We start from the raw sequence: 25,323 nt of genomic DNA on the forward strand, positions 1-25,323 counted from the left end.
AATGCCTTTTAGTATTTTGCACCGTTTTGTTTTACCCTTATGAAGATTTATTCTGTAGAAGCAGGAAATTTTAAGTTAGACGGCGGCGCTATGTTTGGCGTAGTTCCTAAATCATTATGGTCTAAGACCAATCCTGCAGATGCTAATAATATGATAGATATCGCTGCAAGATGCATGTTGATAGAAGACGGTGAGAGGCTCATCCTTATTGATACGGGTATGGGTAGCAAGCAAAATGAAAAATTCTTTAGTTACTACTACCGCTGGGGCGGTTTTACTCTTGAGGACTCCTTAAAATCTAAAGGCTTTCATCCCGATGATATCACAGATGTTTTTCTTACTCATTTACATTTTGATCATTGTGGCGGTTGTATAGAATGGGATAAGGATCATAAAACTCTAAAGCCTGTTTTTAAAAATGCAACGTACTGGAGCAATGAAGATCACTGGCTTTGGGCTACAAAACCCAATGCCAGAGAAAAGGCTTCATTTTTAAAAGAAAATATTCTTCCTATTGAGGAAAGCGGGCAATTAAAGTTTATTAATAGAGGTGAAAGTAACTTCGTTGAAAGTAAAGAAATGAACTTCGGCATCTTATTTGTTGACGGTCATACAGATAAACAAATGATTCCGCATATTTCTTACAATAACAAAACCATAGTTTTTACAGCAGATCTTTTACCTACAGCAGGTCATTTACCATTGCCTTATGTTATGGGTTTTGATACACGCCCATTATTGACCTTAAATGAAAAAGAGCAATTTTTAAATGTGGCAGCAGAGCGAGAATATTACTTTTGGCTGGAACATGATGCACATAATCCGATAATTACGGTACAGCAAACTGAAAAAGGAGTAAGATTAAAAGAAAAATTTAAATTAGACGACATAATTAATTAATTGAATATGAGAAAAATGATGTTTGCGGCGTTCTCTGCCGCAGTGATTTTAACTTCCTGTGATACAACGGCTCCGCTCGTTTCTATACCGGTAGAAAATGTAGATTCTATTCCCCTTAAAGTAAGCAACCTTACAGATGAACAAGAAAAAGATTGGGGCGCAAAAGATCTAATTAACGATACCATCCCCGGGATGAGCGTAGACAAAACGTACGCTGAATTAATAAAAGGAAATGGTACTACCGTAATTGTGGGTGTTGTAGACAGCGGTGTTGATATTGAGCATGAAGATCTTAAAGATGTGATCTGGACAAATGAAGATGAAATACCCAATAATGGTAAGGATGATGACAAAAACGGCTATATAGACGATATACACGGGTGGAATTTTCTGGGAGATGTTGTTGCAGAACAACTAGAATATGCACGTATTGTGCAAAAATATAAAGAGCGCTATAGCGGAAAAACCTTAGCACAGGTTCCTAAAGATGAACAGGATCAATATAATCTGTATCAAAAGGCACAGACAGAATACGATAAGGAATATGACGACCTGATCGAGCAAAAAACACAATATGAACAAATAGTTCAGGCTGTAGAACAGGCTCACAAGGCCGTTTCAGAAAAATTAGGAAAAGAAAATTATACTGCAGAAGAAGTAGCAGCTCTTGAAGCTACAGATGAAGCTATGCTCCGCAATAAATCTATCTTAGGCCAGATGCTTAATTATGCAGATAGTATCCCAGATTTTCTGAAATTGATCAAAGATGATCTTGACAGTATGTCAACGAGATTAAGTGCTAACTTGAGTACAGATGCTCATTTTAGAGATGTTGTAGGTGATAATCCAGACGACATAAAAGATACTAATTACGGTAACAATAATGTTACAGGTCCTGATAAAGAAGAAGCTTTACACGGTACACATGTTGCCGGTATTATCGCTGCAGAACGCAACAATGGTGTAGGTATGAATGGTGTTGCAAACAATGTAAAAATAATGTCTGTAAGAGCTGTTCCAGATGGTGATGAGCGTGATAAGGATGTGGCCTTAGCGATACGCTATGCTGTTGATAATGGTGCAAAAGTGATCAATACGAGTTTTGGAAAATACTTCTCAACTCATCCAGAATGGGTTTATGATGCTATAAAATATGCAGATAAAAAAGATGTTTTAATAGTAAATGCTTCGGGTAATGAAAGCATTGATCTTGATAACGGGGATACTGTTTATCCTAATGATCAACTTGATAACATTACAGAATTTGCAGACAATGTAATCACTGTAGGTGCACTTAATGAAAAGTACGGCGGTGAGCTTGTTGCTAATTTTTCAAATTATGGTAAATCTAACGTAGACATTTTTGCTCCCGGTGTGCGCATCTGGTCTACAACACCAGATAATACATATAAATTCTTACAAGGGACATCTATGGCTGCTCCCGCTGTTACTGGTGTTGCTGCAATGTTGAGATCTTACTTCCCAGAATTTAGTGCTGCACAGATAAAAGAAATTATCATGCAAAGTGGTGTGCCTACCAATACAGAGGTTATTGTTGCCGGTGACCCTGCTAAAAAAGCAAAGTTCTCAGATCTTTCTAAATCTGGAAAAATGATAAATATGTATAATGCCTTTAAAATGGCTCAGCTTTCAAGCAAACAATCTCTATAATTATAATGAGGAAATTTTTAATCGCTTTTTGCACAATCGTATGTGCATCATCAATATACGCACAAAATAATACCACTTACTGGCAACAGCATGTTGATTATAAAATGGAAGTTGACATGAATGTTGACAACTATAATTATACCGGTAAGCAGACTTTGGTTTATACTAATAATTCACCAGATACCCTGCAGCAGGTATTTTATCATCTATATTTTAACGCTTTTCAACCCGGAAGCGAGATGGATGTGCGCTCATTAAATATTGCAGATCCAGACAGAAGGGTAGGTGATCGTATATCAAAATTAAGTCCGGAAGAAATAGGCTTTTTAAAAGTAAGTTCACTTACGCAGGATGGGACAGCTGTTAATTATGAAGTAGCAGGAACTGTACTTGAGGTGCAACTGGCTAAACCTATAGAACCCGGGCAAAGTGTAACTTTTAAAATGGATTTTAATGGTCAGGTTCCTGTACAAATACGCCGTAGCGGTCGCAATAATGCAGAAGGAGTAGAATTATCTATGACGCAATGGTATCCTAAAATGGCAGAATATGACTTCCAGGGATGGCATGCAGATCCTTATATTGCTCGCGAATTTTACGGTGTTTGGGGCGATTTTGATGTGAAAATCACCATTAATTCTGATTATACAATAGGAGGGACCGGGTATCTTCAAAACCCTGCAGAGATAGGTCATGGTTATGGCGAAAAAGGTCAAAAGGCTATGAAACCTAAAAAAGGTAAATATACATGGCACTTTGTGGCGCCTAATGTTCATGATTTTGCGTGGGCTGCAGATAAAGATTACATACATGATATGATAAAGGGAGAGAATGATGTAGAGCTTCATTTCTTCTACAAAAACAATCCTGATATCATCGAAAACTGGAAAAAACTACAACCAGTAATGGCTAAGCTTTTAGCTTATTATAATGAGCATGTGGGGCAATATCCTTACAAACAATATTCTGTAATACAAGGTGGTGACGGCGGTATGGAGTATGCGATGTGTACTCTAATTACAGGTGAGCGTAGTTTAAACAGCCTTATAGGAGTAACCGCTCATGAGTTTGCACATACCTGGTTTCAGTTCTTGCTGGCATCTAATGAGGCAAAAAATGAATGGATGGATGAAGGTTTTACTACCTATATCTCAAACGAAGCTATGAATGATGTGATGGATCAAAAGAATCCACATCCTCAGGCAAGTAGTTATGAATCGTATTTAAGGTTAGTAACCAGCGGTTTTGAGCAACCTCAGACCACGTATGCCGATCGTTATGATAGAAATGCTGCATATGGAGTTTCTGCTTATTCTAAAGGGGCTGTATTCCTTTCTCAGCTTGGTTATATTATCGGCAAAGAAAATCTTGATAAGACGTTGCTTAAATACTTCAAGGATTTTAAGTTTAAACATCCTACCCCTAATGATATAAAACGCACGGCAGAGAAGATTTCTGGTATGCAACTTGACTGGTATCTTGTAGACTGGACACAGACAACAAATACTATAGATTATGGTATTAAAAGTGTAGAAGAAGTAGACGGAAAGACACAAGTAACTCTTGAAAGAATTGGTCTTATGCCAATGCCTATAGATTTTTATGTTACAAATACAGATGGTTCTCAGGAGTCGTATTACATTCCGTTAAGAATGATGCGAGCTGAGAAACCTAATCCTTTTCCTAACATCGAGCGTACACAACTTGAAGACTGGCCCTGGACAAACCCTACATTTACTTTTACAATAGATAAGCCTGTTGGCGAAATAAAAACTATGCTAATTGATGCTGAACAAAAAATGGCAGATATTAACAAAGACAACAACATCTGGCCCAAGGGAACAGATATGTAATTAAATAAACAATTTATTTTAAAACCCTTTGTATTATGCAAAGGGTTTTTTGTTGCTGGCAGGCTCACTTTCCTAGGGTCATGATTTGGCTTATCTTTGGCGTATAAGAATTTTTCCTAATCACAGAGAAAAGTATGGATCAAAGCTTTCCCAAAGCTGAAAAACTAAAACGTAAAAAAATAATTGATTCACTTTTTGTGCAGGGTAAATCAGTTAAAGCTCATCCACTTATTCTTGTTTATAAAGAATGTGAACTTTCTGCAGAACATGTTTCGTTTCAGGCAGGATTTTCTGTTAGCAAGCGCAATCACAAAACAGCTGTGTCACGCAATAGAATAAAGCGACTAATGCGTGAAGCCTTTCGTAAAAACAAACATCTATTAAACCTCAATGACAAAAAAATAGCGTTGATGTTTATTTATACGAGTAAGAATATTTTATCTTATTTTGAGTTAGAGAGATTGATGGTGAGGACTCTGGAAAAACTTACTAAAGAAGTTCAGGGATTAAATTAAGCTAAAAATCACCCTTTAATACCCGATTTTTGGCCTCAAATACCTGATTTTCTTATCTTACACTGTCACTGTTTTTATAATTTTCAACACTGCATTTCTTATGAAAAAGAAATATCTACTTATACCCGCCGCCTGTCTTGTTTTATTAACTACGGTTAGTTTTAAAAGCGACTTTTTTGAGATCGCTAAGCAGATAGAGATCTTCACTACGCTATTCAAAGAGTTGAATATGAATTATGTTGATGAGGTAAATCCTGCACAATTGATGGACAGTGCAATTGAAGGAATGCTCTCTGAGCTTGATCCTTACACCGTTTTTTGGAATGAGCAGCAAGTAGAAGATGCCCGCATTAACAATACGGGAGAATATACCGGCATTGGTGCAACTGTTTATACGCGTAATAAAAAAATAACAATTGTAGAAACTTATAAAGATTATCCCGCAGATAAAGCGGGTTTAAAGCCCGGTGACGAAATAATTAAGATTGGTGACATAACCATCGCAGATTTTGATGATGATGCAGGAGATCTGCTACAAGGGGCTCCTGGCACAGCAATACCTCTTACATATAAGCGCCAGGGAAAATTACAGAACACAAGTATTAAAAGAGAAGCTATAGATATAAGTGCTGTTCCTTATTTTAAATTGATAAGCAACAATGTGGGTTATATTGTTCTTTCAAAATTTAATAAGAAAGCATCATCAGAAACAGCTGCAGCCATTAAAGATCTAAAAGAGCAGGGAGCAACCTCGTTAATTCTTGATCTTAGAGGTAATCCCGGTGGTCTGCTTTCTGAAGCTATCAACGTGAGCAACCTTTTCCTGCCTAAAGGGCAGTTGATCACAACTACAAAATCTGTTATTGAAAAATATAACAAAGAGTATTTCACGCCTAACGATCCCCTTGATGTAAATATCCCTCTAGCTGTTCTGGTAAACGGTCGTAGCGCATCTGCCAGTGAGATCGTTGCAGGTTCATTGCAGGATTATGATCGTGCGATAATCGTAGGTGCCAGAAGTTTTGGCAAAGGTCTTGTACAGCGCCCTAAAGAATTGACATATGGCACTCAGTTAAAAGTGACTATCTCACGCTATTATACTCCTAGCGGTAGATGCATACAAGCTCTTGATTACTGGCATCGCGATTCACAGGGAAATGCGGTGCGTACAGATGTGGCAGATTATAATGAGTTTAAAACGAAAAATGGAAGAAAGGTTTATGATGGCGGCGGAGTCTTACCAGATATTGAGGTTTCTTCAGCAAAGTTGAGCGCAGTTACAGAAGCGCTTTTAAGAGATATGTCAATCTTTAATTATGCGACTCAGTTTTACTACAATCATAATTATGACCAGCTTGACAAGTTTAAATATTCTGATAAAGATTACGCAGATTTCAAAGCTTATCTAAAAGAATCAGGTTTTTCATACAAAACAGAAACAGAGAAATCTCTCGAAAATGTTATCATAAATGCCGAAAAAGACGGTTTACAGGCCGATATTTCTAGTGCTTACAGTGATCTTTCTAACAAAATAGATACTGCAAAAGTGCAGGAACTGGATACAAAAGAAAAGGAAATATCTAAAATTATAATAGACGAACTTATAAAACGTTATTTCTACAGAGAAGGTTTGTACGACTATCATATTGCTCATAATGAGGAGATAGCAGAAGCTACCGCTATACTGGGCAATTCTTCTAAATACCAGGCGATTTTAAACCCATAATAGCCGATTTTAACTCTTAAAAGGAAGGTTTAATATCACATTATGAGCTATTTAACTTAATATTATACCTGTTTAAGATTTTAAATTGATAACTTACGGATTATGATCACATTAGATAAAGAAACAGACAAAAACACTGAATTTTTAACTCAGGCCATATCTTATTTGCAAGACAGAGGTTTTGAAAATATTAAAGCCGATGTGGATGGTTTTGATACGCCAAAATCATACATACGCCGAGGAAGCGAGATGTCTATCACCCCAGATATTGTTGCAGAACGCGACGGTGAAAAACATATTTTTGAGATTAGCCTTAAATCTAAAAAGCCACGGTTATTAAAATCTAAATGGCTTTTCTTAGATGTTTTGAGCCAAATGAAGAAATTTCGCTTTAGAATAGTAACAACTCGTGGGCATTACAAGTTCACAAATGAAACCTTGAGCGAAATAAATATGGAGAAAAAACTTATAAAAATTTAATCCTTTTTTGCCCAACATTAGATTAAAAACCCAAGTGAGCTATCGCTTGGGTTTTTAATTTTTTACCATTTTAATATGTGGTATATCATCTTCCAGATAACCTTCACCTACTTCTTTAAAGCCTAAATTATTATAAAATTTCTTGAGATAGGTCTGTGCAGAAATTTCGATTGTATTTGTATTAAAAAGCTTTTCAACAACTTGTATAGATGCATTCATTAAATCATAGCCGTAGCCAAATTTCCTTTGATTTTTACTTACGACAACTCGACCTATGCTCGCATTTTCAAAATAGTCTCCCTGTTTAAAAATTCTGGTATAAGCTACCAGTTTTTCTTCTTTATAACCCAGAACGTGTACTGCCTTTTTATCTTTACCATCAACATCCTGGTAAGGGCAATCCTGCTCTACAACAAAGACTTCTGCTCTTAACTGTAAAATGTCATAAAGCTCGTCTTTTGTGAGTTGGTCATATGTTTTTATATCAAATGAGATCATAGTTTTGAAAGGTCAACTTTAAGGGTTCTTTTACTTAAATTATCTATACTTATTTTATACACATAAATACCATCATCTCTTATCGTATCTGGTGTAACCAATGAAGGCAGCACGTAAGAAAATTTCTTTTCATTATAATACATTACAGCTTCAGCAGAATTTAATATATAATAATTACTATAAACCGGACTGTAACTTTTACTTGGGAAATAACCTAAATCTATAACCTCACCATACATATGTATGTATGCGGCATTAAAATTATATTCAGTTGAATTATAAAATAGGTAGTCAACATGTGGGCTGTTCTTTTCTTCTCTCTTTTCCTCTATGTTTTCAAAAATTTGATCTGAAATTTCTGAACAGCTGGTTAGAACAATAAAAAATATAAGAATTACTTTTTTCATTCTAATCCTGAACTATAATCTCTTTATTGTCTGGCTTTTCAAACTCAGGCTGAATGTTTATATGGTTAATTCCATATTCATGAACACACGATTCAATATCTATTAAGATCCTGTCAAATTCAGATAGTAAAACATCTTCATAAAAATCGACGTGTGCTTCAAGATGCACCTCATCTTCATTTAACTGCCAGATGTGTATGTGATGCATATTTTTTATTCCGGGTATTTTTTTCACATCTTCAACAATATCTTCTATCTCTATATCTTCTGGTGTGAATAACATGAGCACTCTAAAAGAGGATTTTAGTAAGTCATAACCCATTACTATAAGATAAATACCAATTGCCACAGTAAGCAGACTATCTACCCAATATATTTTATAAAATTTCATGAGTAAACCTCCTATGAGAACAGCTACAGAAGCCATCATATCTGTAAAAAGATGCAGATAAGCAGACTTCATATTCATGTTAGATTTACTATCTTTTTTAAGCAACAAAACACTAAAACCATTAGCGACAATGCCTAATAGTGATAACCAGATAACGAGGTTAGATGAAATCTCATGAGGATCCATAAAACGCTCTATAGCCTCTTTTATAAGAATTACAGCGACGATCATTAAAGTAGAAGCATTTACAAATGCCGCAATAATTTCAGCTCTTTTGTAACCAAATGTTCTATAACTTGAAGCTTCTTTCTTTGAAAAAATAGTTGCTATATAACTTACTATAAGTGATAAAACATCACTAAAATTATGAAGCGCATCTGAGAGTAATGCTAGACTTCCTGATAATAACCCACCAATGATCTGGCTAACAGTTATAATAATATTTAAACCTATAGAGATTAAGAGATTGGTACCTTTTGTATTTTTTTCTATGTGGTGGTGGTGTGCGTGGTGGTGCGGCATAGTAGGGCTATAGAATCTGGACTTATGAACAAGCAATTTTACTTATACGTCTGCTGTGTCTTCCACCTGCAAATTCTGTTTCTAAAAAGGTGTCTACCATTTCTAAAACCTGCTCAATAGCAGTATATCTCGCGGGAATACTTAAAATATTAGCATCATTATGTTCTCTGGCCAGATGTACGATTTCCTTATTCCAGCATAGTGCGCATCTTATCTTTTGGTGTTTGTTAGCTGTCATACTTGCGCCATTACCACTACCACAAATAATAATACCCAGATCTGACGAGCCAGATTCTACAGCTTCAGCTACAGGATGTACAAAATCTGCATAATCAACACTCTCTGGTGAGTTAGTACCATAATTAACTAAAGAATGACCTTTCAGTTCAAGATGTTGTATAATAGCGTCTTTATAAGCTACACCGGCGTGATCATTTCCTATTGAAATTTTCATAATGATAAGTCTATTTCATACAAAGGTAGCAAATACCTTATCTCTACTACTTTGTAAATTGATGTAAAATGGATAGTATTCAAAACTAGTAAGTTAACATATAGTTAACATTCCTGTTTATAAGTTGTCATCAAAAACTAATAAGGAAAATTTGATTATCCAATTTAAATTTCAATGCAATTATAGAGGTGAAATATGCAAATAAAATATTGAAAAAATTACGCTGCAGTTATGATCAATTTCAACCTTCATTTTTAATAATGTTGATAAGAAAGTTATTCAGATTTTTACGTTAAACCAGGTTATAAACAATTGTTGATAGCGAAAAGTAATTCATTGATTTTAAAGATGAATTCTTCTTTATAACCATGTTAATAAGGAGGTATAAATGGTAAAAAATCAAAAACAATTATTTAAGTGTACAAAGTTATACCGCTATTAACAAGCAATAATAAGAGACATTTAATTTTAAAATTTCAAAAAAGAAAAATGAATATTATGTATACTGTTGATAACTGTAAAAAGTAAAAGAGAATTGGGAAAAAGGAAAATTAGGAATTGGGAAGAGTAGCAGATTCAAGAAGAATGATTCCTGAATTTGTAAAAGAAGAATTTATATATGAAGCCGTAAAAATTACTCCTAAGATGAAGATTAGGATAAAGAAAAGTGTGAGTACTGTCCCTCTTTTAAAAATGATTTTCATAACAATTAATTTTTTAGAAAGACGCTTCTTTAAATAATGTGTTACAATAAATTTAAGAAAATTTTAAGATAAGATTTTATATAATTTCAAATTTTAACATATTTACGATTAGAGTAAATACTCTAAATGATTATTGAATAGGTTATGTTTCATAAAATGATAATAGTATTTTTCGTAGCATGTCGTGTAATAGCCTTAATTTTAAGCACAATTAATAAATGCATTGAATGCCAAGTAAAAAAAGAAGAAGATCATCTCCTAAAAATGAGAGTTTATCACATTCGGTTTTAAAGATTCTTAAAGAAGAACCGGGCAAACCGTTTAATCACAAACAAATTGCAGCAAAACTGGGTGTTGACGATCCCAGTAGTCGTAATGAGATTGTAAAAAGACTTTCTCAGCTTAGAGCGAAAGATCAAATAGAAGAAATAGAAAGAGGTAAATATATCTTTAATGATGCAAAACAGTATCATACAGGTAAGCTGGATATATCATCAAGAGGTGGCGGTTATGTAATGGTTGAAGGGATGGAGCAAGATATATATGTTCCTGCAAATAACCTGAATAAAGCGTTACATGGTGATGAAGTACAGGTATATATCTACAAACAAAGACGCAGCAAAAAGCACGAGGGCGAGATCGTAAAGGTTTTACATCGTAGGACAGAAGAGTTTGTAGGAGTTATACAAATACAAAAGAAGTTTGCTTTTGTTAATACATCTGCAGAAGGTAAAATGTACACAGATATTTTTGTTCCTCTTAAAAAAATAGGAGATGCAAAAGATGGTGAGAAAGTGCTGGTGCGCATTGATGACTGGCCAGATAAGGCAGATTCGCCTTTTGGTACTGTTTTGCGAACTCTTGGTATGCCTGGAGAACACGATACAGAAATACATTCAATTCTTGCCCAGTATGGTCTCCCGCATGATTTTCCTGAGGAAGTTGAAGAATATGCAAATAAGCTGGATACCTCGATAAAAGCAGATGAAATCGCAAAAAGAAGAGATATGCGAGAGGTTTTAACCTTTACCATAGATCCTAAAGATGCTAAAGATTTTGATGATGCTCTTAGTTTTCAGGTTTTAAAAAATGGAAACTATGAAGTAGGTATTCATATTGCAGATGTTTCTCACTACGTAGTTCCCGGTACTGTGCTTGATGATGAAGCATACGAACGTGCGACATCGGTTTATCTGGTAGACAGAGTAGTACCTATGTTGCCAGAAATACTATCAAATAACGCTTGTTCTCTAAGACCGAACGAAGAGAAATATACCTTTTCTGCCGTTTTTGAAATTGATAAAAATACCGCAAAGGTCAAAGATCAATGGTTTGGGCGAACTGTAACTTATAGTGATGCACGTTTTGCTTATGAAGAAGCTCAACAGATTATAGATACTAATGCAGCTGTAATTCCTAAAGAAATATCACTTTCTAATGAAGAATATAATGTTGACGATTCTATCGTGACAGCGGTTTTAGAACTTAATAAACTAGCTAAAATTATGCGCAGACAGCGTATGAAAGGTGGTGCAATTTCTTTTGATAAGGTAGAAGTAAAATTTAACCTTGACGAAGACAATGAGCCAATAGGTGTTTATTTTAAAACGACTCAGGATTCTAATAAACTTATTGAAGAATTTATGCTTCTGGCTAATAGAAAAGTGGCAGAGTATATTGGTAAACAATCTCAAAAAAAGACATTTGTCTATCGTATTCACGATGAACCAGATGATGAGAAACTGGCAGCTTTACAAAATATTGCTGGTCGCTTTGGTTACAAAATGAATTTTAAGGATAGAAAGAGCACTACTGCTTCATTAAACAATTTGCTTTCTGATGTTTCTGGTAAGAAAGAACAAAATTTAATAGATACTCTGGCTATACGTACCATGAGCAAGGCTGTGTACTCAACAGACAATATAGGTCATTATGGTCTGGCCTTTGATTATTACACCCATTTTACATCTCCTATTAGACGATATCCTGATGTTATGGTACATCGTCTACTTCAGCATTATTTAGACAGCGGTAAATCTGCAAATGAAGAAGAATACGAGCAGAAGTGTAAGCACAGCAGTGATATGGAATATTTCGCTACAAGCGCAGAAAGAGATTCTATAAAATACATGCAGGTTAAGTTTATGCAGGATCATCAGGATCAGGTATTCCTGGGTGTAATTTCTGGTGTAACAGAATGGGGAATATATGTAGAGATCATTGAAAATAAATGTGAAGGTATGATCAGGCTTAGAGATATTAAGGATGATCATTATGAGTTTGACCAGGATCAATATGCTATAGTAGGTCAAAAAACTAAGAACACAATTACTCTGGGTGACGAAGTTTATGTAAAAGTGAAAGAAGCAGATCTTGTGAAGAAGCATCTTGATTTTACCCTTGTGGGCGCAAAGGCAGATAAAGAAGATTAATTTCTAACTATTTAGTGTAACACTTTTATAGAAGTATTGTCTTTATCTAAAACCATAACCATGAAACACATTTTTACTATACTTCTTCTATTTATTTCAGGATTAGCGATTTCGCAAAATCCCAGAACTAAGGATGTAGGGAATTTTAACGAAGTCAAAGTTTTTGACAGGATGAAGGTCAACCTTATAAAGGGTAACGAGAACAGGGTTGTTCTTTCGGGAAAAGATATTGATGACATAGAGGTTATCAACAAAGATGGGATGCTAAAGATAAGGATGAACTTTGACAAGATCTTTGATGGTAACAGTACTTTTGTAGAAGTTTATTACACACAATTAGATCTTATAGACGGCAATGAAGGAGCAGAAATAGTTTCTAACGAGTTAATAGAACAAGACGAAATAGCTATTAAAGTTCAGGAAGGTTCACGCGTCAAGGCTGGTTTAAAGGTAGAAAAAGCCGATTTAAGAGCTGTTACTGGAGGTATTATTGAGGCCAGTGGTATTGCTAAAAATCAAAAGATTGAGGTCAACACAGGTGGTATTTATGATGGCAAAGATCTTAGAACTAAAGAAACAGAATTGCGTATACAGGCTGGGGGAGAGGCAGATATTTATGCTTCAGAACTTGCAGATATTAAAATACGAGCTGGTGGTGATGTGCGTGTCTTTGGTAATCCTAAACAAGTAGTAAAAGATAATTTTATAGGAGGGCACATAGAGGTCATGCGTTGATTACGCTCAATTTAAGTACCTTTGTAGAAAGTTAATTTCTTAATGTTACAAGACATTTCTACAGCGATACCTCTGGGATTTCTCCTGGCATTTTTAATAGGTCCTGTATTTTTTGTACTTCTTGAGACAGCTGCTTTAAAAGGTTTTAGAGCGGCTTTGTTGTTTGATATAGGAGTAGTTAGTGCAGATGTAGTTTTTATACTTATTGCATATTTTAGTACAAATAAACTACTTGATAAACTTAAGGACGACCCAGGGCTATTCATTTTTGGCGGTATGCTTCTCTCAACATACGGTATAATTTCTTACCTCAAAGCCAAGAAGTTAAATATGGAACAAGGGCCACATCCCACTGTGGTAATGAGTAAGCGCAATTATCTGGGTTTAATAGTTAAAGGCTTTCTGCTCAATTTTATAAACATAGGTGTATTAGGCTTCTGGTTAGGAATGATCATTTTTACAGGACCTAATATGGATATGGATCCTAATAGAATCTTCATATTCTTTGCTTCCATTTTAATAACATATCTTTTTATTGACATTATTAAGATTCTTCTAGCAAAGAAATTGCGCAGTAAATTAACCTCTTCACGTGTGCAGGGAATTAAAAAAGGGATAAGTATTGTGATGGTAATCTTTGGGATCGTGTTTATATCAAAAGGTCTATTTCCTTCAGAAATCAGGAAAATAGAGCATAAAATCGAAGAAATTACCCCAGAAAATCAGTTTACTGATAAATTAAAAGACAGCTCACTTACACAAGGTTAACTCTTTTAGAACTTCTATCTAGTTATTAACCAATAGGTTTATCACAAATTCTTTTTCGCTTTAAGCGAAATAAAAAAGCTTCCGTAATTAAACGAAAGCTTTTTTGAGGTGTCGAGCGGATTCGAACCGCTGTACGTGGTGTTGCAGACCACTGCCTAGCCACTCGGCCACGACACCATTTTTATTTGGTGTGCAAATTTAAGTAAATTCTTAAGATTAAAAAGGAATTACCTTTTTTTAGTCAAAACAACGCTTACACTCGCCACATCCCCGCCTATAGGAGGGTTTATTTTACTCACACTTACCATAGCCGTATCTAATAAATCAATTTCGGCGAAAGCCCGGTCAAGTATACGTTTACAAACATGTTCCAGGAGTTTAGAACGTATCGCCATTTCTTCTTTTACTATGTTGTTGAGATGTACATAATCAACGGTATCATGCAATTTATCTGAAAAAGATGCCTCTTTTAGATTAGCTGTAACTTCAAGATCGACTATATAATCTGAGCCTATTTGTCCTTCTTCAACCAGGCAACCGTGATAGGCGTATACTTTTATGTTGTTTAATTTTATTATTCCCATTTTTGATATGATAAAGTTCAAAGATATTATATAATCACTGCTTCTGTTTACCTTAGAACAGCATCTAATAAAAGTTTGTTTTATTTAGCAGAGAAGCATGCTTTAAAAAAGTTACGCTAACGACCTATTTTTACTAATTTTACGCCCTTTACAAGAGTAGCTATGACAGATGAATATAAAGCCCTCAATTTCATTGAGCAGATTATTGAAGAAGACCTGGAGAATGGATATAAGAGGGAAGATTTACGCTTTCGTTTTCCGCCAGAACCTAATGGGTATTTACATATAGGTCATTGTAAGGCTATTTGTTTAAACTTTGGGTTAGGAGAACGTTATAACGGGGCTGTCAATCTTCGTTTTGATGATACTAATCCGTCAAAAGAAGAGCAGGAATATGTAGACGCTATTCAGGAAGATATAAAATGGTTGGGCTTTACCTGGGATAAGGTATGTTACTCATCAGATTATTTTCAGCAATTGTATGATTGGGCAGTAGAGCTCATTAAAAATAGTAAAGCTTATGTTGACTCACAGAGCAGCGAGGCTATGGCAGAACAGAAAGGAACTCCTACAGAACCTGGAGTAGATGGTCCCTACCGAAACAGAAGTGTAGAGGAGAATCTTGACCTTTTTGAGCGCATGAAGAATGGCGAATTTAAAGAAGGCGTTCACGTGCTGCGCGCAAAAATTGACATGAAATCGCCCAATATGCTTCTTCGCGATCCTATAATGTATCGTGTTATGCATAAAGCGCATCACCGTACCGGTTCACAATGGTGTATTTATCCTATGTATGACTGGGCACATGGCGAGAGCGATTATGTAGAGCAGGTAAGTCACAGTTTATGCTCATTAGAATTTAAACCGCATCGCCCTTTATATAATTGGTTTAGAGATGAGGTTTTTACTGAGGGAATAAAACCAAAACAACGAGAATTTGCCAGACTCAATTTGAGTTACACTATAATGAGTAAGCGCAAGCTGCTTAAGCTTGTAGAAGATGGTATAGTTTCTGGTTGGGATGATCCCAGAATGCCTACAATTTCAGGATTAAGAAGAAGAGGATATACCGCATCTTCCATCCGCAATTTTATAGACACTGTGGGAGTTGCAAAGCGTGATAACATTATAGATGTTTCACTTTTAGAATTTAACGTGCGTGAGGATCTTAACAAAACAGCGCCACGAGTGATGGCTGTTCTTGAGCCTGTTAAATTGATCATAGATAATTATCCTGAAGATAAAGATGAATGGCTTGAAGCCGAAAACAATCCCGAAGATGAAGCTGCAGGTTTTCGTCAAGTTCCTTTTTCTAAAGAATTATATATAGAAAGAGAGGATTTTAAGGAAGAGGCAAACAAAAAGTTCTTCAGATTAAGTTTAGGTAAAGAAGTACGTTTAAAGAACGCGTATATCATTAAAGGTGAATCTGTAGTTAAAGATGACAAAGGCAACATCACAGAAATTCATTGTACTTACGATGCAGATTCACAAAGTGGAAGCGGTACTGAAGCAAGTTTAAGAAAGGTTAAAGGGACGCTACATTGGGTTTCTGTAAAGCACGCTATAAAAGCTGAAGTTAGACTTTACGACAGACTTTTCTTAGATGAAGCACCAGATGGTCATAAGGATAAAGAATTCAGCGAATTTTTAAATCCGCACTCGCTTGATACCATTACAGGATATCTTGAACCTAGTCTTGCAGATGTACAACCTTTAGATATTTTTCAGTTTCAACGCATAGGTTACTTCAATGTAGATAAAGAAAGTACTTCAGAAAAGCTTGTTTTTAATAGAACTGTGGGCTTAAGAGATACTTGGGCTAAGGTATCTTCAAAATCGGAAGAAAAGGCCCAAAAACCGGCTCAAAATGAGAAAAAACAGCCGCCTAAGGTTTCAGCATTGAATGAAATTTTAAGGAGTGGTAAGAAATTGGGTAACCTTCCTGATGAAAAAAGAATCAATGCAGTTGCTCAAATTCAGGAGTTTGCCAAGAAAGTAGAACTGGAAGAATTAGCTCCTTTATTCAATACTTCAGCAAAAAAGGTAGGTACCCGTCTCGCAGTTTTAGAAACGCTTAAGGTGCTAATAGATATGGGTAAAGCTGATGCTTCACAGGACGATGTCGCTACTTTCATTAATGATGTTAAGCAATCTGGTAATGTACTACTAGAAAACAGCGCAAAAGACCTTTAAATAAAAATCGGTCTAAAAGAGGTCAAAATTGGTTGTTTAGTGGTAGATTTTAGCATTCCTTTAAGGTTCATATTCAAATTATTAACCGGTTATTAACGGAAGTTAGTTCTGCGCCAGTGTATCTTTGAACATAACATTAAAACAATCACCATGTCAAAAACAGGAAATACAATCTTAGCCCTAATCACGGGTGCTGCTATAGGAGCTGGAATAGGTTTACTTTATGCTCCGGATAGCGGAGATAAAACACGTAAGAAAATATCTAAAAGTGCAAAAGACGCACAGAAGAAATTAAACCAGCAAATTAAAGAAACTTCAGAGAGCTTAAGTGCATCTGCGGTTAAAGCAAAAAAGACTTTTGATGAAAAATTAGAAGATACTTTAGCTACAGCTAGTGAGAAAGCAGATGATATTTTAGTTACGATGGAAAAAAAGCTGGAAGATCTTAGAAAGAAGAATGCGCATTTAAAAAAAGAAGCGGAGGCAGAGATACAAGAGACTCCCAAACCTGCATCTAAAATGGCATAAAATTATATGTCTTTCTCAAGAATAACAGATAATATACACGAGCTAACAGATAATATTCATGCTTATATAGAAAGCAGCACAGAATATTATAAACTAGACTTGTTTAAGAAAATGATGAAAGGTGCTGTTTCACTAGTAAAACTATTGGTGATTGGCAGCATCTTTCTTGTATTCTTACTCTTTCTTTCTGTGGCCGTAGCAATCTCTATAGGAGAATCTATGGAGTCAATAAGTTCAGGGTATTATATTGTAGGAGGATTTTACTTTTTAGTATTTATTCTATTTTTAATATTCGGTGGTCCGTTTATCACGAAACAATTACTTAAAAAGTATTCTGCTATTTTCTTTAATGAATCTACGCAGGAAGAGGTTCTTGATGACGAATTTAAAAACTTAACGCAATAAGCATGAAAGTCTATACATCATTTGAAGAAATAGATCGTGACCTTAAAATATTAAAGTTACAGCAGCAGATAGATAAAGAACAGGTAAAATTAAATGGCAATACCATTAAATCTACCTTATCGCCTGTGGGTCTTGTTGCAAATATAGCTGGAGCAGTGGCACAAAAAGCCTTTGTACTTAAGATGGTCAATAAGCTTTTAGGCATTAAGCGCGTAAAGAAAGTTGATGAAGCAAAAGTCTAGAGACTTTACAGATAGAAATATAAATAAAAAACCAGGCAATTTGCCTGGTTTTTGCTTTGTAAGACAGTTTTTTAGCTGTCTTTTTTACTAATTCCTTTTTCTATGTTTTGTTTTTTCATCTCTTCACCTATCTGGTTAGAAGCAACAAAGCTTGCTATCATATTATTTAGCATATCACTTCCAGCTTGTGGGGAGTTGGGTAATAAGATAAGATTTGTATTGGTGGCTTCACCTATAGACTGTAATGTATCGTAATGCTGAGTCACGACGATTAGGGCAGAGGCTTCCTGAGAATTTATACCCACATTGTTTAAAACTTCTACAGACTCTTCCAGACCGCGTGCTATCTCTCTTCTTTGATCTGCTATACCTTGACCTTGTAAACGCTTACTTTCGGCTTCTGCGCGCGCCTTAGCCACGATTTTTATACGTTCAGCTTCAGCTTCATATTCGGCTGCGACCTTTTCGCGTTCAGCGGCATTAATACGGTTCATTGCGATCTTAACCTGTTGATCTGGATCAATATCTGTTACAAGGGTTTTTATAATATCATACCCATAATCTGTCATAGCTTGATTTAATTCACTTTTTACAGCAATCGCGATATCATCTTTGCGCTCAAAAACATCATCAAGTTTCATCTTCGGAACTTCAGAACGTACAACGTCAAACACATAAGAAGTAATTTGATTTTGCGGGTCTTCAAGTTTATAGAATGCATCGTATACATTGGTTTTTACAACCTGAAACTGTACTGAAATCTTTAACCTTACAAAAACGTCATCTTTGGTTTTAGTTTCAACGATTACATCAAGCTGCTGAATTCTCAGGTTTACGCGACCCGCTATTCTGTCAATAATAGGAACTTTAAACTGTATTCCTGAATTTCTAACACTAGTAAATTTACCCAGTCGCTCTATGATCGCAGCGGTTTGCTGGCGCACGATAAAAACTGAAGATAAAAGTAAAACGATACCGAAAAAAAGTATCACAGGGAGTACAAAATACATAGGTGGGATATTTAAATGGATTGATCTTAAGATATTAAAAATAACAATACATTTGTCGCTTTTGTTTAACAAATGTAACAGCGATGAAGGGGTTTTATTTATTAATTATCATATTTTGTCTTTCTTTACCGCTTCATGCACAGAGTTATAATAGGGGCGATTATAACCGTTTAGGATTAAAGGGTAAATATGTAATTCTTGATATTAAGACAGATAATTTCGCGACCTCCACATCTTCTGGCTATGGCGGGGGATTTTTGACCAGAGGAGGGTTTTATAATAATTTTGATATGATTTTTGGTCTTGATCTTTTTCAGGCAGATATCAATGTAATGGCGAGAGAAAATGCTTTAGCCTCTGCAGAAGAAACACAGTATAAAATTCTGGCGGCGCAATTAAATGTTCTGGCGAGTTATTTAATATTAGGTCAAAATCTCACAATAGAGGCGGGGCCAGTTCTTATGGTAAATAGTAAAATGGAACTTAAAGATGCCGCTTATAAAAATTATATCGTAGATGGTTATACCTCATTAAAAACTCACGACATTGAAGATATTTCTAAGATAAACCTGAATGCCTTAATAGGTTTCACCGCAGGTTTTGAAAGTTTTAGAGCCACCGTTAATTATCAATACGGGCTGCTAAACACACTAAGCGATCTTAACGACAAGGATCTTTCAAATACAGATCCTGCTGCTCATGACTTTAAAGGAAACCTTAGTATCATTACAGCAGGAGTTATATTTTACCTATAATTTTTCTATAGCAAAACGCAGTCGCTCAAGTGTACTTTCTTTACCTATTGTAGATGCGATTTCAAAAACATCTGGACCTTGCATAGAACCTACTAATGCTATGCGAAGGGGTTGCATTACTTTACCAAAACCTAATTCTTGCTCCTGAATCCAGGTTTTTACTGTATTTGAGGCGTTTTCTGCACTAAAATCGTCGATTTTTGCAATAACACCGCTTAGTTGGGTAAGTATTTCAGGCGTTTCATCTTTCCAGGCCTTTTTTACTGCTTTTGCATCATACGTAGTAGGGCGTTCAAAAAAGTAATCACCCAGTGTCCAAAGATCTTCTACAAAAACAGCTCTTTCTTTTAAAAGCGTGACAACCTTATGTATATATGATTGCTTCTCATCAACACCATGTTTATGGAGCACTTTTGTAAATTCTTTTGTGATCTCTTCATCACTTGCCTGTTGTAAATGTTGCTGCTGAAACCACTTCGTTTTTTCAGGATCAAATTTTGCACCCGCTTTATGAACTTTCTCCAGATCAAAATCTGTTATCAGTTCGTCAAGTGTATAAATTTCTTTTTCAGTTCCCGGGTTCCAACCTAAAAATGCGAGCATATTCACTACGGCTTCCGGCAGATAACCATCTTCACGATAGCCTTGAGAAATGCCGCCGGTATTAGGGTCTTTCCACAATAGTGGAAATACAGGAAAGCCCATTTTTTCGCCATCGCGCTTGCTCAATTTACCCTTACCAGCAGGTTTCATTATTAAGGGAAGGTGGGCAAATTTAGGTGCTTCCCAGCTAAAGGCTCTGTATAATAAAACATGAAGAGCCAGAGAAGGCAACCATTCTTCGCCGCGTATAACATGTGTGATTTCCATTAAGTGGTCATCTACTATGTTTGCTAAGTGATAAGTAGGCATGCCGTCTGCCTTGTATAAAACCTTATCATCAAGAATATTGGTATCAATCTCCATATCACCGCGTATTAGGTCATAAAGGTCTAATGTGTCGTCTTGTGGCGATTTAAACCGAATAACATAATCTTCACCGGCTGCAATACGTGATTCAACTTCTTCTGCTGTTAACACCAGTGAGTTATCTAGCTTATTTCTGTTATGCCAGTTGTAGATGAAGGTTTTTCCTTTTTCTTCGTGTTCCTTTCTGTGATTATCAAGAGCTTCTGCGGTATCAAAAGCGTAGTAAGCATCACCTGAGTCGATCAATTTTTTCGCAAAAGCGAAATATTTATCTTTTCGCTCACTTTGTCTATAAGGACCATAACCACCATCTTTGCCCGGGCCTTCATCAAACGGAATACCGCACCAGTTTAGAGCCTCAATAATGTAATTTTCTGCGCCGGGAACATACCTGTTTTGGTCTGTATCTTCAATACGTAATATGAAGGTACCGTTATGTTTCTTTGCAAATAGATAATTGTATAAAGCAGTTCGCACTCCTCCTATATGAAGAGGGCCGGTAGGGCTGGGTGCAAAACGCACGCGTACATTATGAGACATGGTTTAATTTTAGGGTGTAAAGATAAAATTTTGTACTATGCTAAACACGGTTTGCTTGAATAGAATAAAGCGATACCAGTTTGCGAGAAGCGCTTTTTGTATATAATTGACTTGTATTAGAATATAATATAATGTTGTAGTTTTAGTTAAAGAAATAATGACGGAAGAGTAGTGAGTTCAGCCACGGAAATAGAAAGAAAAATTGAAGGTTTTATAAGCAAGTATTATAAAAACCAATTACTGCGCGGTGTGCTTTTTTTTGTTGCTATTGGCTTAAGTTATTTGCTTTTGAGCCTTACGATTGAATATTTTTTCTGGCTTAGACCATTAGGGCGAGCAATTTTATTTTGGCTTTTTATAGGAGTGGAGGCGGTCTTGTTTTTTCGTCTAATCGTAATTCCGGTGGCGCGTCTTTTCAAAATCATGAAAGGGATTGACGTTAATTTTGCTTCTGAGGTTATCGGTAAACATTTCCCCGAGGTTAGCGATAAATTGATCAATACACTGCAGTTAAAGAATAATTCTAATAATACTGAACTTGCTTTAGCCAGCATTGAGCAAAAAAGCAGAGAGTTAATGCCTGTTCCTTTTTCTCTGGCGGTAGATTATAAGAAAAGTCTTAAATATATCTGGATCGCTCTTTTACCGCTATTTGTTTTTCTTGTGATCACAATTATTTCTAAGGGTGATTTTTTTGGAAGCAGTTATACGCGTATGGTTAATTATGATCAGGCTTATGAACCACCTGCGCCCTTTAATTTCTTTTTAAATAGAGAAGGGCTTAAGGCCATTGAGAATGAACCTTTTGTTATTAGTGTAAACACGCAGGGAAAACAAATTCCAGCAGATGCTCAAGTCGTGATTAACGGTTCTTCTTTCTTTATGAAAGAACTAGGTGCCGGGCAATTTACATACACTATTGAGCAACCTGTTGAAGGAACCGAATTTTATTTCGTGGCAAACGAAGTAAAATCGGGGATTTATGACCTAAAAGTGGTCAAAACACCGCTAATAACAGATTTTGAAATTGAATTGAATTATCCCACTTATACAGGTAAACCTTCAGAAATTATCACCAATACAGGCAATGTTACGGTGGCTGAAGGGACTGAGGTAAACTGGAAAATTAAAGCCTTATCTACCGGAGATATCAAGTATATTACAAAAGATACGATCCAGACCTTCCGAAGATCTTCTAACGACGTTTTTAAATTTTCACAGCATGTTTATACCAATTCGCAGTATACAATTAGCACAAGTAATGCTGATCTGGCTAATTATGAGAGCTTAGACTACAATATTGCCGTAATTAAGGATCAATATCCTGATATTCAGTTAGATAATATTATTGATACGACAGCAAACGGTCAAAACATTCATTATGGTCGTATTTCTGACGATTATGGTTTAACCGCACTTAGATTAGTTTATTATAATGAGAATAATGCCGGGAATAAATCAGCTTTAAATCTTAATCTAAATGGTGGTACGGTAGATCAATTTGTGCGCTCTTTTCCCGATACCTTGAGCTTAAATGAAGGGGAAAGCTACGCTTACTATTTTGAGGTATACGACAATGATGCCATTCACAACCATAAGGTAAGCAGGTCTGAAGTTTTTACTTATCACAAAGTGACTAATGACGAGCTTGAAGAAAGTAGATTACAGGAACAGGGCGAGACCATTCAAAAACTGGATAAATCTCTATCAGCGTTTAATAAGCAACAAGAGGATTTAGAGCGTTTAAGCAAAACACAGAAAGAGAAAGGGGAGTTGAGTTTTAATGACAAACAGGAGTTAAAGGGTTTCTTGCAGCGCCAGGAAGCTCAGGATAATATGATGAAGGAATTTTCAAAACAACTTGATTCTAATCTTCAAAAAATTGATGCCTCTTCTGAAGAAAAGAGTGTGTTTAGTGAAGAGCTGCAAAAACGGCTTGAAGCTAATGAAAAACGGCTCGAAGGGAAGGAAAATCTCCTGAAGGAATTGAAATACTTGCAGGATAAAATTAGTAAAGAAGAGTTAAGCGATAGATTAGATGATTTAGCTAAAAGCAATAAAAACTCAGCTAAAAGTCTTGAACAGTTGCTTGAATTAACTAAGAGATTTTACGTACAAAAGAAGGTTGAACGAGTAGCCAAGGATCTAAATAAATTAGGTCAGGAACAAATAGATTTGAGTAAAAAAGCTGAAAACAATAATGCGGAGGCACAAGAAAAATTCAATGAATCATTTGAGGATATAGAGAAGAAACTGGCAGATTTACAGAAGGAAAGTGAAGAATTAAAAGCGCCTATTGAGATACCTCAGGATGTTGTAAAACAAGAGTCAATTAAAGAAGATCAAAAAGAAGCCCAAGAGTCCCTTGAAGAATCTGAAAAGAGAAAGTCACCAGAAGCAACTGGAGATGAAAATAAAAAGGATGCTGAGAAAAGCCAGAAGAGTGCAGGGGAGAAGATGAAGCAGCTTAGCCAGCAAATGCAGTCACAAATGATGCAATCGAGTGGTGAACAGATTCAGGAAGACGCTGATATGCTCAGGCAGATTTTAGATAATTTGATAATATTTTCTTTTGAAGAAGAATCTTTGATGAATGATTTTAAAGGAATGAATGCTGATAATCCGCAGTACTCTGTCAAGCTTGTAAAGCAAAATGATCTAAGAGAGAACTTCCAGCACATCGATGACAGTCTTTTCGCTTTATCGCTTAGAACTCCGCAGTTGGAGGATGTAATTAACGAGCAGCTTACCAATATTGATTATAACATTGACAAGTCATTAGAACGCCTAGCAGAGAACAGAATTTCACAGGGCGCTGCAAGCCAACAATACGTAGTTAGCGGAGCCAATGTGTTAGCAGATGTATTATCTGATATTTTGGGCAATATGCAACAGCAGTTATCTGGTATGGGTCAGGGTAGTAGCGGTATGCCTGCGCCTGGCCAGGGAAAAGGCGGGGGGATGCAATTAAGTGATATAATACAATCACAGGAAGAGCTGAATAAAATGGGTGAAGGTCAAGATGGCAAAGGTAAAGGTGAGGGAGAAGGTGACAGCGATTCTGGTGAGAAAGGCGGGGAAAAGGGTTCAGATAAAGGTGAAGGTTCAGCAGCGGGCGAATCGGGGCAAGGAAATGGGGGCTCGGGAAATGGTGAAAACGGCATGTCTGAGGAGCAGAAAGCTTTACAATATGAAATATATAAGCGTCAGGAATCTATAAAGCAGGAATTATTAAAATATTTGCAGGAAAACGGCTTGTCTGCCACAGGAAATAAACTGGTGAAAGAGATGGAAAATATTGAAAATAGATTGTTAGAATCCGGCGTAGATGATAATGCAATGAGTCGCATGCTTAACTTAAAGCATAAGCTTTTAGAATTGGAGAATGCTGCGCAGGAGCAGGGAAAAAAAGAAGAGAGAGAATCGTCAACTAATCAATCTGCTTACCAAAATAATATAATAAATACTGTACCTAATGCATCTGAATATTTTCAGAATAAGGAAATTCTAAATCGCGAAGCTATCCCCATGAGGACTATTTATGATGGCAAAGTACAAGCATATTTTAAAAAAGATAAATGATAGAGTTTAATAGTGAGAATGACTTTAAGATTTTGAATACTGATGCTGTTGAGAAATGGCTTAAAGAAGTATGTGCAAAGGAAGAGAAGGAGGTGGCTGAGCTGGGTTATGTTTTCTGTTCAGATGAATATTTACATAATATCAACAGGACGTATTTAAATCACAATACACTAACAGACATCATAACCTTTGATTACTGTCAGGGCGATTTAATTTCTGGGGAGATATATATAAGTACAGATCGTGTTGCCGAAAACGCTTCTATATTTGAAGTGGATTTTCAGTTGGAATTAGCTCGAGTTATTGTGCACGGTCTACTTCATTTGTGTGGTTATCCAGACAAGACTGAGGGAGAGAAGAAAGTTATGCGGTCTTTAGAAGACAAATACATAGAAGGCGTTAAAGTTGATTTTCTATCCGAGTGATTTTCATTATCTTTGCGCCCATTTTTGAAGG

24 protein-coding genes and 1 tRNA gene are annotated in these 25,323 nt (G+C 35.9%); 16 read left to right on the forward strand and 9 right to left on the reverse strand.

The window, feature by feature from the left end; translation table 11 throughout:
• The first annotated feature begins 39 nt into the window (after nt 1–39).
• The 6 genes from ACH3PA_RS07285 to ACH3PA_RS07310 all read left to right on the forward strand — a co-directional run bounded on the left by ACH3PA_RS07285 (nt 40) and on the right by ACH3PA_RS07310 (nt 7,145).
• On the forward strand, nt 40–900 hold the full coding sequence (locus ACH3PA_RS07285; protein WP_416445677.1) for an MBL fold metallo-hydrolase: 861 nt from the start codon (nt 40–42) through the stop codon (nt 898–900).
• Nucleotides 901–906: 6 nt separating this feature from the next.
• Nucleotides 907–2,571 (forward strand): S8 family peptidase, encoded by a 1,665-nt coding sequence (locus ACH3PA_RS07290; protein WP_416445675.1) that lies wholly within the window; start codon nt 907–909, stop codon nt 2,569–2,571.
• A gap of 5 nt (nt 2,572–2,576) precedes the next feature.
• On the forward strand, nt 2,577–4,424 hold the full coding sequence (locus ACH3PA_RS07295; protein WP_416445673.1) for a M1 family metallopeptidase: 1,848 nt from the start codon (nt 2,577–2,579) through the stop codon (nt 4,422–4,424).
• 134 nt (nt 4,425–4,558) lie between these two features.
• On the forward strand, nt 4,559–4,939 hold the full coding sequence (gene rnpA / locus ACH3PA_RS07300) for a ribonuclease P protein component (RefSeq protein WP_416445671.1): 381 nt from the start codon (nt 4,559–4,561) through the stop codon (nt 4,937–4,939).
• Nucleotides 4,940–5,039: 100 nt separating this feature from the next.
• Nucleotides 5,040–6,665, forward strand: a complete 1,626-nt coding sequence (locus ACH3PA_RS07305; RefSeq protein WP_416445669.1) for a S41 family peptidase — start codon at nt 5,040–5,042, stop codon at nt 6,663–6,665.
• Nucleotides 6,666–6,767: 102 nt separating this feature from the next.
• Entirely contained in the window at nt 6,768–7,145 is a 378-nt protein-coding gene (locus ACH3PA_RS07310) for a hypothetical protein (RefSeq protein ID WP_416445667.1), read from the forward strand.
• Nucleotides 7,146–7,199: 54 nt separating this feature from the next.
• Here the strand turns inward: ACH3PA_RS07310 and ACH3PA_RS07315 are convergent, their stop codons facing one another.
• From ACH3PA_RS07315 to ACH3PA_RS07335, 5 genes are all read right to left on the reverse strand, one after another.
• Nucleotides 7,200–7,643 (reverse strand): GNAT family N-acetyltransferase, encoded by a 444-nt coding sequence (locus ACH3PA_RS07315; RefSeq protein ID WP_416445665.1) that lies wholly within the window; start codon nt 7,641–7,643, stop codon nt 7,200–7,202.
• Nucleotides 7,640–8,050 (reverse strand): hypothetical protein, encoded by a 411-nt coding sequence (locus tag ACH3PA_RS07320; RefSeq protein WP_416445663.1) that lies wholly within the window; start codon nt 8,048–8,050, stop codon nt 7,640–7,642. The genes ACH3PA_RS07315 and ACH3PA_RS07320 overlap by 4 nt, the downstream gene beginning before the upstream one ends.
• Nucleotide 8,051: 1 nt before the next feature.
• Complete coding sequence (locus ACH3PA_RS07325; RefSeq protein WP_416445661.1) at nt 8,052–8,963, reverse strand: cation diffusion facilitator family transporter; 912 nt, start codon at nt 8,961–8,963, stop codon at nt 8,052–8,054.
• A gap of 22 nt (nt 8,964–8,985) precedes the next feature.
• Nucleotides 8,986–9,417: a ribose 5-phosphate isomerase B gene (gene rpiB, locus ACH3PA_RS07330; protein ID WP_416445659.1), complete on the reverse strand. Its 432-nt coding sequence runs from the start codon at nt 9,415–9,417 to the stop codon at nt 8,986–8,988.
• Between the two features lie 551 nt (nt 9,418–9,968).
• Nucleotides 9,969–10,121 (reverse strand): hypothetical protein, encoded by a 153-nt coding sequence (locus tag ACH3PA_RS07335; RefSeq protein ID WP_416445657.1) that lies wholly within the window; start codon nt 10,119–10,121, stop codon nt 9,969–9,971.
• Between the two features lie 227 nt (nt 10,122–10,348).
• Here ACH3PA_RS07335 and rnr point away from each other — a divergent pair, with 227 nt between their 5' ends.
• Genes rnr through ACH3PA_RS07350 form a run of 3 tightly spaced genes read left to right on the forward strand, consistent with a single transcriptional unit; the run spans nt 10,349 to nt 14,056 of the window.
• Nucleotides 10,349–12,553, forward strand: a complete 2,205-nt coding sequence (gene rnr / locus ACH3PA_RS07340; protein WP_416445655.1) for a ribonuclease R — start codon at nt 10,349–10,351, stop codon at nt 12,551–12,553.
• A gap of 60 nt (nt 12,554–12,613) precedes the next feature.
• Entirely contained in the window at nt 12,614–13,288 is a 675-nt protein-coding gene (locus ACH3PA_RS07345; RefSeq protein ID WP_416445653.1) for a head GIN domain-containing protein, read from the forward strand.
• A gap of 42 nt (nt 13,289–13,330) precedes the next feature.
• A complete protein-coding gene (locus tag ACH3PA_RS07350; RefSeq protein ID WP_416445651.1) occupies nt 13,331–14,056 on the forward strand; it encodes a LysE family translocator in 726 nt (241 codons plus the stop codon).
• Between the two features lie 106 nt (nt 14,057–14,162).
• On the opposite strand, the gene ACH3PA_RS07355 is transcribed toward ACH3PA_RS07350, so the two are convergent.
• A tRNA-Cys gene (locus ACH3PA_RS07355) sits at nt 14,163–14,233 on the reverse strand.
• Between the two features lie 50 nt (nt 14,234–14,283).
• A complete protein-coding gene (gene folB, locus ACH3PA_RS07360) occupies nt 14,284–14,640 on the reverse strand; it encodes a dihydroneopterin aldolase (protein WP_416445649.1) in 357 nt (118 codons plus the stop codon).
• Between the two features lie 162 nt (nt 14,641–14,802).
• Between folB and ACH3PA_RS07365 the strand changes: the two genes are divergently transcribed.
• From ACH3PA_RS07365 to ACH3PA_RS07380, 4 genes are all read left to right on the forward strand, one after another.
• Nucleotides 14,803–16,836 (forward strand): glutamine--tRNA ligase/YqeY domain fusion protein, encoded by a 2,034-nt coding sequence (locus tag ACH3PA_RS07365; protein ID WP_416445647.1) that lies wholly within the window; start codon nt 14,803–14,805, stop codon nt 16,834–16,836.
• Nucleotides 16,837–16,986: 150 nt separating this feature from the next.
• Complete coding sequence (locus ACH3PA_RS07370) at nt 16,987–17,364, forward strand: YtxH domain-containing protein (protein WP_416445644.1); 378 nt, start codon at nt 16,987–16,989, stop codon at nt 17,362–17,364.
• Nucleotides 17,365–17,370: 6 nt separating this feature from the next.
• On the forward strand, nt 17,371–17,769 hold the full coding sequence (locus ACH3PA_RS07375; protein WP_416445642.1) for a phage holin family protein: 399 nt from the start codon (nt 17,371–17,373) through the stop codon (nt 17,767–17,769).
• Between the two features lie 2 nt (nt 17,770–17,771).
• On the forward strand, nt 17,772–18,011 hold the full coding sequence (locus ACH3PA_RS07380; protein WP_416445640.1) for a DUF6327 family protein: 240 nt from the start codon (nt 17,772–17,774) through the stop codon (nt 18,009–18,011).
• Nucleotides 18,012–18,082: 71 nt separating this feature from the next.
• Here the strand turns inward: ACH3PA_RS07380 and ACH3PA_RS07385 are convergent, their stop codons facing one another.
• Nucleotides 18,083–19,021 (reverse strand): SPFH domain-containing protein, encoded by a 939-nt coding sequence (locus tag ACH3PA_RS07385; protein WP_416445638.1) that lies wholly within the window; start codon nt 19,019–19,021, stop codon nt 18,083–18,085.
• Between the two features lie 83 nt (nt 19,022–19,104).
• Here ACH3PA_RS07385 and ACH3PA_RS07390 point away from each other — a divergent pair, with 83 nt between their 5' ends.
• Entirely contained in the window at nt 19,105–19,776 is a 672-nt protein-coding gene (locus tag ACH3PA_RS07390; protein ID WP_416445636.1) for a hypothetical protein, read from the forward strand.
• Here ACH3PA_RS07390 and gltX read toward each other — a convergent pair.
• Nucleotides 19,771–21,285: a glutamate--tRNA ligase gene (gene gltX / locus ACH3PA_RS07395; RefSeq protein ID WP_416445633.1), complete on the reverse strand. Its 1,515-nt coding sequence runs from the start codon at nt 21,283–21,285 to the stop codon at nt 19,771–19,773. The genes ACH3PA_RS07390 and gltX overlap by 6 nt on opposite strands.
• Before the next feature lie 171 nt (nt 21,286–21,456).
• Between gltX and ACH3PA_RS07400 the strand changes: the two genes are divergently transcribed.
• A complete protein-coding gene (locus tag ACH3PA_RS07400; protein ID WP_416445631.1) occupies nt 21,457–24,867 on the forward strand; it encodes a DUF4175 family protein in 3,411 nt (1,136 codons plus the stop codon).
• Nucleotides 24,864–25,292, forward strand: a complete 429-nt coding sequence (gene ybeY / locus ACH3PA_RS07405; protein ID WP_416445629.1) for an rRNA maturation RNase YbeY — start codon at nt 24,864–24,866, stop codon at nt 25,290–25,292. Before ACH3PA_RS07400 ends, ybeY begins: the two co-directional genes overlap by 4 nt.
• Nucleotides 25,293–25,323: the final 31 nt, after the last annotated feature.

This window comes from Leeuwenhoekiella sp. A2, assembly GCF_047946655.1.
Taxonomy (GTDB): domain Bacteria; phylum Bacteroidota; class Bacteroidia; order Flavobacteriales; family Flavobacteriaceae; genus Leeuwenhoekiella.